At 46.8% G+C, this 13,081-nt stretch carries 12 protein-coding genes; 6 read left to right on the top strand and 6 right to left on the bottom strand.

The genetic code is table 11. The annotated features are described in order from the left end of the window. Positions 1-140: 140 nt before the first annotated feature. The 5 genes from recD2 to BN4_RS01275 form a co-directional block, all read right to left on the bottom strand. A complete protein-coding gene (recD2, locus tag BN4_RS01295; RefSeq protein WP_015413544.1) occupies positions 141-2,348 on the bottom strand; it encodes an SF1B family DNA helicase RecD2 in 2,208 nt (735 codons plus the stop codon). Positions 2,349-2,368: 20 nt separating this feature from the next. Then, positions 2,369-2,974: a recombination mediator RecR gene (gene recR / locus BN4_RS01290; RefSeq protein ID WP_015413543.1), complete on the bottom strand. Its 606-nt coding sequence runs from the start codon at positions 2,972-2,974 to the stop codon at positions 2,369-2,371. 9 nt (positions 2,975-2,983) lie between these two features. Then, the gene (locus BN4_RS01285; protein WP_015413542.1) at positions 2,984-3,295 is read right to left on the bottom strand and encodes a YbaB/EbfC family nucleoid-associated protein; all 312 of its coding nucleotides are present in this window, start codon (positions 3,293-3,295) and stop codon (positions 2,984-2,986) included. Positions 3,296-3,324: 29 nt separating this feature from the next. Continuing rightward, the gene (dnaX, locus tag BN4_RS01280; RefSeq protein WP_015413541.1) at positions 3,325-5,196 is read right to left on the bottom strand and encodes a DNA polymerase III subunit gamma/tau; all 1,872 of its coding nucleotides are present in this window, start codon (positions 5,194-5,196) and stop codon (positions 3,325-3,327) included. Between the two features lie 128 nt (positions 5,197-5,324). Beyond that, complete coding sequence (locus BN4_RS01275) at positions 5,325-6,248, bottom strand: branched-chain amino acid transaminase (RefSeq protein ID WP_015413540.1); 924 nt, start codon at positions 6,246-6,248, stop codon at positions 5,325-5,327. A 188-nt stretch (positions 6,249-6,436) separates the two neighbouring features. On the opposite strand from BN4_RS01275, the gene BN4_RS01270 reads away from it, so the two are divergent. Genes BN4_RS01270 through BN4_RS01245 form a run of 6 tightly spaced genes read left to right on the top strand, consistent with a single transcriptional unit; the run spans position 6,437 to position 11,751 of the window. Further along, on the top strand, positions 6,437-7,648 hold the full coding sequence (locus tag BN4_RS01270) for an aminotransferase class I/II-fold pyridoxal phosphate-dependent enzyme (RefSeq protein WP_015413539.1): 1,212 nt from the start codon (positions 6,437-6,439) through the stop codon (positions 7,646-7,648). A gap of 3 nt (positions 7,649-7,651) precedes the next feature. Next, positions 7,652-8,950 carry a homoserine dehydrogenase gene (locus BN4_RS01265; RefSeq protein WP_015413538.1) on the top strand — a complete coding sequence of 433 codons (1,299 nt, stop codon included), beginning with the start codon at positions 7,652-7,654 and terminating at the stop codon, positions 8,948-8,950. A 12-nt stretch (positions 8,951-8,962) separates the two neighbouring features. After that, positions 8,963-10,159 (top strand): cofactor-independent phosphoglycerate mutase, encoded by a 1,197-nt coding sequence (locus BN4_RS01260; protein WP_015413537.1) that lies wholly within the window; start codon positions 8,963-8,965, stop codon positions 10,157-10,159. After that, positions 10,159-10,578 (top strand): acyl-CoA thioesterase, encoded by a 420-nt coding sequence (locus BN4_RS01255; RefSeq protein WP_015413536.1) that lies wholly within the window; start codon positions 10,159-10,161, stop codon positions 10,576-10,578. The genes BN4_RS01260 and BN4_RS01255 overlap by 1 nt, the downstream gene beginning before the upstream one ends. A 52-nt stretch (positions 10,579-10,630) precedes the next feature. Further along, a complete protein-coding gene (locus BN4_RS01250; protein ID WP_051053297.1) occupies positions 10,631-11,473 on the top strand; it encodes an amidohydrolase family protein in 843 nt (280 codons plus the stop codon). Between the two features lie 50 nt (positions 11,474-11,523). Next, entirely contained in the window at positions 11,524-11,751 is a 228-nt protein-coding gene (locus BN4_RS01245) for a YgdI/YgdR family lipoprotein (RefSeq protein ID WP_015413534.1), read from the top strand. 46 nt (positions 11,752-11,797) lie between these two features. Here BN4_RS01245 and dgt read toward each other — a convergent pair whose 3' ends face one another. After that, positions 11,798-13,072: a dGTP triphosphohydrolase gene (gene dgt, locus BN4_RS01240; protein ID WP_015413533.1), complete on the bottom strand. Its 1,275-nt coding sequence runs from the start codon at positions 13,070-13,072 to the stop codon at positions 11,798-11,800. Positions 13,073-13,081: the final 9 nt, after the last annotated feature.

Below are 13,081 nucleotides of genomic sequence, written 5' to 3'. Positions count from 1 at the left end.
AATCTCGGCTCAATAGAGTCCACCCGAGACGTTTTATTGATATTCTTTTCCCCTGAAAGTAAAACCTTTCAAAAGGAATGCCTACACAATACAGCACTTTTCCTGCTCGTTTGCAAGCAGCCTCTGGTCAATGAGCGAATCTACACCAATCGATTCTGTGAAAACATGGTCTGTAGTCTATATGCGAGATGAGTACTTCGTTTACCAGCCGTGGCGTTATTAAGCCCAATTTGAAAAGCGCGTTCGCTCCCTATCAGCACGGCAAGTTCCCTTGCGCGAGTTAAGCCGGTATAGAGCAAATTCCGCTGAAGCAACATGAAATGCTGAGTCACGATAGGCATGACAACCGCCGGATATTCACTGCCTTGAGACTTGTGAACAGAGACAGCATATGCAAGGCCAAGTTCATCCAATTCACTGGATTCCATGACAACCTGATTGCCATCAAATTCGATAAAAAGCTCGTGGTCATCAGGGTCAACGTCAATGATCCAGCCAAGATCGCCGTTAAAGACTTCCTTGTCATAATTGTTTTTTAATTGAATAACCCTGTCTCCCTGCCGGTAAGTAGCAAATTTTCTTTTTAATTCAGGTTTATTCGAAGATGAAGGGTTGAGCCTTTCCTGAAGAGCGGAATTAAGTGCCTGCGTACCGACATCACCTTTATGCATAGGTGTCAGAACTTGAATATCCCGGAGAGGATCAAATCCATAACGTTGTGGTATCCTGTCGCATACACTATCCAGAAGAAGCTTTTGAACCTTTACCGTGTTTTCCTGTGGAATCCAGAAAAAATCCGCATCAGGAGCCTGACTCGGGTGCTGCCTCGGGAATTGGCCATTATTGATCCTATGCGCATTGAGGACGATAAAACTTTCTTGTGCCTGCCGAAATATATGAGTCAAAACAGAGCATGGTATACGGTTGGAATTGATCAGATCGCCTAGAACATTTCCCGGTCCGACACTCGGCAACTGGTTAACATCGCCGACCAGAATGAGGCGACACGTATGAGGAAGAGAGCGAAGAATGGAAACGAAAAGATGAGCATCCAACATACTTGCTTCATCAATGACAAGTACATCTGCTTTCAGTTTTTGGTCCTCGCAATAATGAAAACCACCACTGGGTTGATACTGCAACAGCCTATGAACTGTTTGTGCAGGATGCCCTGTGGCTTCAGACATTCGTTTGGCAGCGCGCCCTGTGGGAGCTGCCTGTTTGATCTTGAGCCCCAACTCTTTGAGAGTGAGCATGATTGCTTTGGTAATCGTCGTCTTACCAGTACCAGGTCCACCTGTTATGATAAAAACCTTATTACTACACGCATCAAAAACAGCCTCTCGCTGTTCGTCGGAAAGAGTAAATCCCAGCTTTCCTTCAACTCTGGGGAGAGTTTTATCAATTTTCTTTCGACTGACCGGGGTAGGATGACTCACCAACTGAAACAGGCGCTGGGTAATCTCATTTTCATGATGATAGTAATGCATCAGATAAACAGCATCTGAGAGGTTCTGTTCGAGCAGGTCTTCGATGCGAATGCGTTTCTTTTCTTCAAGGGCGTAGAGAGCAAGTTCCAGTTTGTTATAATCCCCGGCATCAAGCATCCTGGCGACATCAGCAAGAAGTTTATCCTTGAGAATAAACATGTGTCCTCCCCGTTCACATGAGGAAAACATATGATAAACTATCGCCGCTTCGAGCCGTTGGGCACAATCGGGTTCAAATCCCAGTTTCATTGCCATCTGATCTGCTGTCCGAAAGCCCACCCCACGGATTTCATAGGCAAGATCATATGGATTATCTCTCAACTTCTTCTCAGCCTGCGCGCCATAGAGATGAAATATTTTGCCGGCAAACGTTGTTGGGACCTTGTGGGTCTGCAAAAAGACCAAAAGATTTTTTATCTCCCTCTGCTTCCCCCAGGATTCAATAATATCTTTAAGTTTCTTTTTTGATATGCCTTTGATTTTCAAAAGACGTTCGGGGTTGTCATCCAACAGATCAAGGACCTCGACACCAAACTCTTCAACCATGATAGTTGCCGTTTTTTCTCCGACGCCTTTGATTGACGACTGGAGAAAACGAATGACACCATTTTCAGTGGCAGGGCGTGATTCTTCAAAAGTCCGAACTTCTAACTGCCGTCCAAATTTTGGATGAACAGTCCAGACTCCGTCCAAGTCCAAAGTCGATCCCGCTGTCAATTCCCCCATCGTTCCGACAATAGAGAGAAGTCCGGGTTCATCCTTCAACCGCACACGCGCTATCGTATATCCGTTATCTTTGTTGTAATAGACAACGGATTGTACTTCTGCACCAGTCACCCGGGTTCGATCATCATTCATGAATATCCCTGGCTGCTCTGCTACACTTTCTGTCTATAGACAAGAGACTGTTTGAGTGTCTCCTTATCCATGAACTTGACTTCCGCCCCCACAGGGATTCCCTGCGCGAGGCGACTGACACGAATTTCGGAGAATTCACTCTCGACAAGATTCTTGATATAAGACGCTGTAGACTCGGCATCAAGAGTCGTTCCTAAAGCGAGTATCACCTCAGAAACCGTCCCTTTTCCCAAATGTCGTCGAAGTCTTTCAATCTCCAGATGCCCTGGCTCCACTCCGTCCAAAGGAGAGAGCAACCCGCCAAGAACCAAATATTTACCACGGAACACCCCCATATCTTCCATGGCGAGAAGAGCGTCCCACTCAGGAACAAGACAGAGTTGATCTGAATCTCGAGCAGGATCACCACAGATTGCGCAAGGGCTTGCCTCCGCCAAACAGGCACAATCATCACACAGACAAAGTTTTTCTCTGAGATCCAAAATGGATTGCCCCACCCCACCAGCCCGTTCTCTGGGCATCTTGAGCAGAGTGAGGGCTATTCTTAACGCTGATTTGGGTCCAATGCCAGGAAGGGAGGACAACTGTTCCACCACTTCCCTGAGAGGCCCTGGAAGATTTTGCAAAAAAAGCTCCTAAAACATGCCCGGAATATTTAAACCACCAGTAAGCGAGGACAGTTCTTTTTCCATCACTTCCTTGGATTTCTTGAGGGCTTCATTGGTTGCAGTCAAAATCAAATCCTGCAACATATCTTTATCACCAGCTTCCATGACAGAATCTTCTATGGCAACTTCAGTAATCTCTTGCCCACAGGTTGCCTTGATCGTCACCATCCCACCGCCGCTTGAAGCCTCAACGATGGTTTCTTTCAGTTCTTCCTGCTTTTCGCTCATTTTACGCTGCATGACCTGGGCCTGGCGGATCATTTCATTCATGCCTTTCATTATATTCTCCTCAATACTCTATGTGATTATTATTGTTTACGAGGACTGACAGAGATCAACTGAGCACTAAATGCTTCCATGATCTTCGTCACACCGGGGTGAACCTCAGCCTCTTCCTTGAGTTGCCTGTCCGACTTGCGGACCGCAATATCGCCTGTTTTCACTGTAACTTCAACCGTTGGCCCAAAGTAATCCTTAGTCAGGGATTCCAGTGCCATAAGGACCGGACTTTCTGAAAGTTGAGAACATTGCATACGAGTTCCACACGTGATGACAAGCTCATCTCCCTGCAACTCGCCATTGTTCAAACGAAGTTGGGCTGCTTTCACCGGAGAATTCCCATTGTGCTCGTTGACAAAATCGAGAAAACCATTCCAATCTCTTGCGCCCCGAGGCCTTGAAACTTGCGGAGAGGAGGCTAAAATTCGAGCTGAGGGAGGTAAATGAGGCTCCTCTGAAACAATACCTGCCTCAGGCACCGAAGTCCCCTTTCCCTGACCATCCGCTCGAGGAGGTACAGAAATCCCGGCCGATGGCGACGGAATCGCCGCTGTATGTTCCTGACGATTGGGAACATGGTTCTGACGAGAGGGAAATCCCCCTTGCTGTGCGCTTGGAACGACTCCGGCAGACTGTGCCGGAGCATTAAAACGTTGCCCTCCATACGGAGGAGTTCCTCCACGAGGAGTATTACCGGGGCCACCACCATGTTGCCCGCCAAATGAGCCACCTGCCCCACTGGGGTTAGGCCGCGGCGGAGTGCTACCATTTCCAGTTCCACTGGAACCAACGGCTTCCAGATTGATAAGGTCAGGAAGGCACGTCAAATTCAACAAAAGTAATTCGAGCGCCAAGGCTGGTTCAAGACTCGTCATGACTTTTCTTTGCCCATCCAGCGTCATTTGCCAGCAAGCATGGATATGTGCGGCTTCAAACTTCCCAGCCCACTCCTTCCAAGTCACGGCTTCTTCCCCTGAAAATCCGAGAAGAGGTAAAGCAGCATCTCCTGCCTGACGCAGAAGGAACATGTTGCGCCAACAATTCGTCAGTTCGCGCAAAAAGAACCCAAGGTCAAGCCCTTGATCAAGCACCTGCCGCAGCACCATTCCCACTTCAACAAGGTCCCGTGAATGCATGGCTGCCATCAGCTGAAAAAAAACATCCTGTCCTGCCAATCCGAGGAAACTGCGGACATCCTCCTCGCGCAGAACATCTGTCCCCATGGCCAAGGATTGCCCAAGCAAGGACATTGAGTCACGCACACTCCCGGCGCCACGTTTGGCTATTATCTGAAGAGCACCTGGTTCAAAGGGAAGCTCTTCCATATTCATAATATTTTCCAAATGGGTCACGAGCTCAGACTGAGAGAGCATTTTGTAAATATAATGTTGACATCGACTGATAATGGTTGCCGGGAATTTATGAGGTTCCGTCGTTGCCATTATGAACGTGGCTCGCGGCGGTGGCTCTTCCAATGTTTTCAATAATGCATTGAAAGCCTCTTTGGTCAACATGTGTGCCTCATCAATAATGAAGACTTTGTATCGGCACTCGACCGGAGCATAACCTATATCTTCTTTCAACCGCCTTGCGTCATCAATACCACGGTTGGAAGCACCATCGATTTCAATAACATCAACGGCTACCCCTGCTGTAATCTGCTTGCAATTCGAGCAGACATTACACGGTTCGGCAGTCGGGGCATTGACACAATTCAAGGCCTTGGCAAAAATACGTGCAATGGTGGTCTTGCCAACCCCTCTCGTCCCGGAAAACAGATAGGCCGGTGCGACCTTATCTGTGGCAGCGGCACGGGAAAGAATGGCTTTGATGGCGTCCTGTCCGGCTACATCAGAAAATGTTTGCGGACGGTATTTGGCAGTAAGATTCGATGTACTCATGGGGCCCCGAAGCTTTGGCGCAAGTAAAAGTCATAGGATTATTCACATTGAAAAAGGGAAAACCGACATCCCGCGCCGGATTTCCCTTTTTACCTACCAGATCAAGCACTGGTTTTCTAGACTTTCCATTACACCTGATAGCGATGCAACCAGTGTTCATAATCCGGATTTTCGCCTTTGACGACCTTGAAGTACTCGCTCTGGAGCAACTTGGCGACAGGTCCGGCCAGACCATTACCGATCTGACGACGATCAACAGAACTGACTGGGGTCAACTCCGCAGCAGTCCCGGTAAAGAAAACTTCATCGGCAATATACAGCATATCGCGAGTGAGAGGCTCTTCGCGAGTCTCATAACCCAGGTCATTTGCCATGCTCAAAATGGAGTCCCGAGTCAGGCCGCCGAGCACACCATCGACGCACGGGGTATAAATAACATCATTCACGACGATAAAGATGTTCTCTCCAGTTCCTTCGGAGACATGCCCCGTGGTATCAAGTAGAACTGCCTCATGGTAGCCATCCGCCACAGCCTCGGTCTTGGCAAGCACGGAATTCACATAATTACCGCATGCCTTTGATTTGGTCATCATGACATTCACATGATGGCGATTAAAGGTGCTTGTCTTGATATCAATACCTTTTTCCAAAGCATCTTCTCCAAGATAAGCCCCCCATGGCCATGTTGCGATGATAGTCCGAATAGGATTGTCCCCTGGATGGACTCCCATGGCTCCTTCACCAATAAAGACCAAGGGGCGAATATAAGCTCCGGCCAGTTTATTGAGTTTCAAAGTCTCAATTGCAGCTTCGGTCAACTCCTCTGCAGTGTAAGGAACTTTGATCCCGAGTATTTTCGCAGAATTGACAAGACGCCCCATATGCTCTTCAAGGCGAAAGACCTCAGAAGAACCATCGGCACATTCATAGGCCCGTATGCCTTCAAAAACACCTGCTCCATAGTGGAGAGTATGCGTCAGGACGTGGACATTTGCTTCGTCCCAGGGAACCTGTTTTCCATCAAACCAGATAGTCTCTGATTTCTGTACCATGTGTATCTCCTTAAGGAATTTTCCGTCTCAATGACGTGTATTGCAGCAATAGAATATGGACGCTAAAAAAAACGACCGGAGAGGTCAAGATACTCGGGTGAATATCATCCAATTTCGTTTTGACAGCCCCTACCCTCCAGCGTATGTAAAAAAACTTGCATTAATATATTATTGAGGAGTTTTCAGACATGTCTAAGTTTGCGAGAGTCGACAGACTACCCCCGTATGTTTTTGCCCAGGTCAATGAGCTTAAAATGAAATTGCGCCACGCGGGCGCAGATATCATTGACCTGGGAATGGGCAACCCCGATGTGCCCACACCAAAACCGATTCTCGACAAGCTGGCAGAGGCGGCGTACAAGCCTGGAAATTCAAAGTATTCTGCATCGAAGGGTATTAAAGGTTTAAGAAAAGCCATCCGTGATTGGTATTTTCGCAGATATGGCGTTTCCCTGGACTGGAATCAGGAAGTGTGTGTTACCATGGGAGCGAAGGAAGGCCTCGCTCACTTGGCTCTTGCCATGCTCAGTCCGGGTGATGTCGTCCTAGCTCCGGACCCGGCATACCCAATTCACCCATACGCATCGATCATAGCGGGCGCAGACGTCCGCAGGGTTCCCATCGGCCCGGGACAAGATTTTTTTGAGAACCTTGAAACAGCCGTTAAGCATACATGGCCAAAGCCCAAGTTGCTGATCATTAATTTTCCGCATAACCCAACCACGCAATGTGTTGAGTTGGACTTTTTTCAGCGTATTGTTGATTTTGCCAAGGAACATGAACTCTATGTTATTCATGACCTTGCCTATGCCGACTTTGTTTTCGATGGTTACGAAGCGCCCAGTTTCATGCAGGCCGAAGGAGCCAAAGATGTCGGCGTCGAATTCTTTTCCATGACGAAGAGCTATTCCATGGCTGGGATGCGTGTTGGTTTCTGCGTTGGAAATCCTGACATGGTGCAGGCTTTGACACGTATCAAGAGTTATCTTGATTATGGAATTTACCAGCCAATCCAGATCGCTGCGACCTGCGCTCTCAATGGTGATTTGGGTGATGATCCCAAATTCTGTAAAGATGATATGGACAAAGCCGTCAAGGAAATCATGGCGGTATACACGGATCGCCGCGACGCGCTCTGTGAAGGACTCAATCGCATTGGGTGGGAAGTCACGCCGCCCAAGGCCACCATGTTTTTATGGGCTCCGATCCCCGAAGAATTCAAAAAAATGGGATCTGTTGAATTCTCCAAAATGCTCCTTCAGGAAGCCGAGGTAGCTGTTTCGCCCGGCCTGGGATTTGGTCAATATGGAGATGACCACGTACGATTCAGCTTTGTTGAAAACCGACACCGCACCAACCAGGCTGTGCGTAATCTACGAAAATTTTTCTCTAAAGGATAATACATGGAATCTATCAAACTCGGTATAGCCGGTTTTGGCACTGTCGGCTCGGGGCTGGCAAAGATACTCGAAATGAATGCTGATCGTATAGAAAAACGATTGGGCAAACAGATCGCGATAAAATCGATTCTCGTAAGGGATCTTGAAAAAAAACGAACAGTTGATCCAGGCAAAAACGTCACCTTCACAGACAATGTGGAAACATTGGTCAATGACCCAGAGATTGACATCATCGTTGAACTTATGGGGGGAATTGATACTGCCAGAGAACTCATACTTAAAGCCTTCAGTGCGGGTAAGCATGTTGTAACCGCCAATAAACATCTTTTGGCGGAGCATGGCCTTGAACTTTTTGATGCTGCTCGTGACAAGAATGTTGGCCTCATGTTTGAAGCAAGTTGCGCTGGGGGCATTCCCGTTGTCCAGACTCTCAAGGAGAGTCTGGCCGGAGATGAGGTAGTCACACTGCTCGGGATCATGAATGGTACTGCCAATTATATTCTTTCCGAGATGACGACCAAAGGCGTCAATTTCAATTCAGCTCTCGCTGATGCACAGGATCTCGGGTATGCCGAAGCTGACCCAACTTTCGACATTGAAGGACTGGATACAGCTCACAAACTGTGCATACTTATTCGCATGGCATACGGAGTCGACTATCCTCTCTCCGAAATCCCGATTCAAGGCATTACCGGAATTACCCCTATGGATATCCAGTTTGCACGGGAGTTTGGCTACAGAGTAAAACTCTTGGCACACGTCACTGATATCAAAGGACGATTGGAAGCAGGAGTTCACCCAGCCCTGGTTCCATATACCTATCTTCTCGCGAGGGTCGGAGGAAATTACAATGCTGTTCGGCTCGAAGGGAATGCTGTTGGTCCGATCATGCTTCATGGTCAAGGGGCCGGAGATTTGCCGACCGGGAGTGCGGTCTTGTCTGATATCATGAATCTGGCACGACAGATGAAAAGCCAGTGCTCGTTCCCGGATAATACAGGCTTTGGCAACCAGCCCCTTCGAAAAGCAAAAATTCTTCCTCCTGAAGAATCCGAATCAAAGTACTATTTCAGATTCACGGTGGCCGATCGAACAGGAGTCATGGCAGCTATTACAAAGTCCATGGCTGAGCATGGTGTCTCCATCGCACAATCGGTCCAAAAAGGTGAAGCCGGAGCGGAAGGGGTCCCTCTCGTTATTATCAGCCATGAAACCACGACACGATCTGTCGATGCAGTCATTTCAGAAATTGATGCCATGGACTTCACCGTGGAACCGTGCGTCAAATTCAGAATCCTCTAACCGGAATTCGGGATGAAAATAGTTTACTTAATCGCCGATGGTATGGGCGGATGGCCTCTTGATGCGTTGGGTGGCAAAACAACCATGGAGTTGGCCCAAACCCCACAAATGGATGACTTGGCTGCAAACGGCATTGTCGGAGTAGCCCAAACTGTTCCCCAGGGGATGCAGCCAGGTTCAGATGTTGCCAATATGGCACTGCTCGGCTTTGATCCATCTGTTTACCACACAGGCAGGGGGCCCATAGAAGCAGCCGCCCAGGGCCTTGAGCTTGCCCCGGACGATCTGGTCTGGAGGCTCAACCTTGTCTCTGTCTCAAAACTGACTATTGATGGTATCATGAGGGACTACTCTTCAGGTCATATTGCGACTGAGGTTTCCAGACCCATTGTCGAGAACCTCCAGAAAAAGCTCGGAAACGAAACATATACTTTCTGTCCCGGAATCCAGTATCGTCATCTTCTGATACAAAAAGATGGTGCAAACAGTGATGAGGCAGCCCTCCATATCAATCCACCTCATGATATCACTGATAAATCAATCAAATATGATCTCCGGGCCTTCTCCCGTTGTCCAGATCTTTGGGATCTCGTTTTTGAAGCCAAGGACTTACTCCACGATAGGACTTTCAACACAAGCAAAGCCAACTCCATCTGGCCTTGGGGACAGGGGAGCCCACTCAATCTACCGAATTTCGAAGAAACTTTCGGCCTGAAAGGCGCAGTCATCTCAGCTGTAGATCTTATCAAGGGACTTGGTCACGCATCCGGAATGTCGGTCATAGATGTTGAAGGCGCAAATGGATTGCTGGATACAAATTACCAGGGAAAAGTTGATGCCGCGCTGAAATTCTTGGAAGAAAATGATTTCGTATTCGTTCACCTCGAAGGTCCCGATGAATGCGGACATGGAGGGAATGCAGCCGATAAAATTGAAGCAATTACCCGTTTTGATGCAAAAATCGTTGCACCGCTCAGGGAAGCTCTCAAAAATGAAGAAATCGCCTGGATAGTTACCTGTGACCATTTCACGCCAATAGCCGAACGCACACACACAACAGATCCAGTTCCATTTCTCTTGAATGGGCCAGGCTGTCCCTCTTCTAAAGTAGATGCTTTCAGTGAAGACACTGCGTGCTCGTCCGGTCTGGTCCTGAATGACGGTTACACATTGCTTTCCTATGCTCTCAAACAATTTGGACTCAAATAATGTCGCCCAAGTCAACATTCCCACTCTCTGACAGCTGGTATCATCATTTCGTCTCATACGGAGAAACAGATACCATGGGAGTCTTATATTATGCCGAATATCTTCATCTCTTTGAACGTGCTCGAAGTCTTTACATAAGAGAACGCGGTATGAGCTATGCTGAAGTTGAGAAACGCGGCATAATACTTCCTGTACGTGAGGCAAATTGTCGATACCGTGCCCCTATACGCTTTGACGATGAAATCTACATCAGAGTCGGGATTGAGAAATGGAGCCGGGCATCAATGCGGTTTGTGTATGAGATATGGGATGCAGAAAAAACAACACTTCATGCCACAGGGATGACTGAGCATGCGGCTATTGGGAATGAAGGAAAACCTGTAAGAATACCGGAGTGGCTCAAAGAGCTTTTTGACTGATCATTTTCAAACAGCTGTTTACACGCTCTCCTCTGTCTGGCACCCTGCTCTCATGCGAATAGATGTTCATACACATGTCTTTCACCACAAGATAGCGCAAAAGGTGTTGACTCAACTTGAAGATCATTACTCGATCAGGCCCATAGGGACTGGGATAGTTGAAGACCTTCTTGCTCACCTTGATGCAGCAGAACTGGATCGAGGAGTTGTCTTAACCGCTGCCACAACACCTTCACAGGTTATCCCAGCCAACAACTGGGCTATTTCAATGAAGCATGCTCACGAGAAACTTATTCCTTTTGGCACAATGCACCCTCACAGCTCCCAAATAGAGGCTGAACTTGACCGACTGGAAAAGAATGGCATTGTGGGTTTGAAATTTCACCCTGATTTTCAAGGGTTTAGAATGGACGACTCATCATTTTATGAACTCATGGAGATCATAGATGATAGATTTATCTGCCTTTTCCATGTTGGGGATACCCTTCCACCTGAATTGAACCCTTCCTGCCCTCAGAAGATGGCCAAACTCCGAATGACATTTCCAAAGCCAACCATAGTTGCAGCTCATATGGGAGGATATTGTCATTGGGAAGAATCTCTTAAATTCCTTGCGCCATTGGATATTTACGTCGATTCCTCAAGCACGACAGCCTTTGTGGATGATGTGATGCTTAAGCGCCTTTTCAACTCATTCGGAATTGACCGCATTCTCTTTGGAAGCGATTACCCACTCTTTGATGCCAATAATGAAATCAACCAACTCCAACAGCGACTGAAACTTTCAGAGCCTAATCTCGAAAAGATATTGGGCAATGCGGGGAAACTCTTGATGCATCACCAAGCCGCACTCAGCTCTCCAGCACCTTCAAATAGGTGTTGCTCAAAACATTGAGAGCATAGTATGCTCCCAGCATTGCTTCTTAACAGGCAACAGGATTTGACATGAAAAAAATATATACCCTCATCATACTTGTGACAGTGTCCCTCTCCATATTTGGATGTGGAACAAAATCGTATCAGGTCACCACTAAAAATGGTCAGAAATATACTGCAATGGGCGCTCTCGAATATGACGTCCAATCTCAGACGTATACATTTGAGAATGAAGAAGGAAAACAAATTGTTCTAGAACATCAGGACGTTGATGTTATTCAGGAAAAAAAAGAATAATTTCAGTCACTGCATAGCGCTTCCGGCGAAGAAAGCACCTCTACTTCTAAATAAGATCGATGATAGACCCAAAGTCCGGGTCAAAGAGTCGCTTATATGTTCGGACGACAAATCCATCTGTCATTCCTGATAAATAATCACACAACATCCGTTTTTTTTGTAAATGACTGCTCGTGGCCATCGCTTCATGGTAATGAGCCGGTAAAAGACGAAATGGGTGCGTACCATCTTTCATGTATTCTTCTTCCATTACTGAAAAGAGCTTTCTGAGAATACGTCCGCCCTTATATTCAAGTTGATGCACTTGAGGAGTATGAAAAACAAGTCCTATTGCAAGAGATTTAAGCATCTCGCATAATCGCCTGCTCTCACCTTCAACTAAAATATCAAATTTATAGCGATTCGTTTTCTCACCAAGCGCAGTATTTCGCGTGATCAAGGTTGTCGAATGAATGAAAAGGCCAATCAAACGGGCCAAAGTTGCACTAAAGGAATCATCAACGATAGATTCACAAAGTGACTCCAGGAACGTGATTTCATTCTCTGCATACTCCTTCTCATGAGTATCCAACCAATTACGAATCTTTTTCATCGTAATGAAACCCGCACGTATTCCGTCATCAATGTCATGAATGGAGTAGGCAATATCATCTGCCCAATCCATAATTCGGCACTCCAGGGATTTGAAGGAATTGAGTTCATGCTCAGTCGTCAATCCTTTCAAAAAATCAGGTTGAGGGATAACAAAATCAAGAATATCTTTTTGAAAATCATAAATGAAATGATTCTTTTTTTCTTGAGAATGTGAAAAAAGTGTTTTGTATTTCAGCATACCATCAAGAAATGCCCGTGTGGGATTCATTCCTGACCATTGGGATTTATCGCGATAAAAAAGATCAACGAGAATGCGCAGGTTTTGAGCATTCCCTTCAAAGCCGCCTTCTGCAAACATCAATTCATTCAGGACCTGCTCACCCGCATGGCCAAATGAAGGATGCCCGATATCATGAGCAAGACAGATTGATTCAACAAGATCCTGATCAATATGAAAACCATCAGAGAGTTGTGGTGAGGTGCGATTAAGATGGTTGACTATGGAACGACCGATTTGTGACACTTCCATCGAATGAGTCAATCGAGTTCTGTAAAAATCAAACTCACCAGAGAGGAAGACCTGGGTTTTATTCTGAAGACGACGAAAAGCAGGGGAATAGATAATACGATCACGGTCCTGTTCAAAGGGAGTCCTCCCTTTGACATTTTTAGACTGCCCACGTCCTATCCAATCCGTATCAAAATCGGTATAAAATCTATTTTCCACGCTAGCACC

It is taken from the genome of Pseudodesulfovibrio piezophilus C1TLV30 (assembly GCF_000341895.1).
Lineage (GTDB): Bacteria > Desulfobacterota > Desulfovibrionia > Desulfovibrionales > Desulfovibrionaceae > Pseudodesulfovibrio > Pseudodesulfovibrio piezophilus.
The sequence above is the reverse complement of the archived record's forward strand: the minus strand, read 5'-3'. Positions and strand labels throughout refer to the sequence as shown.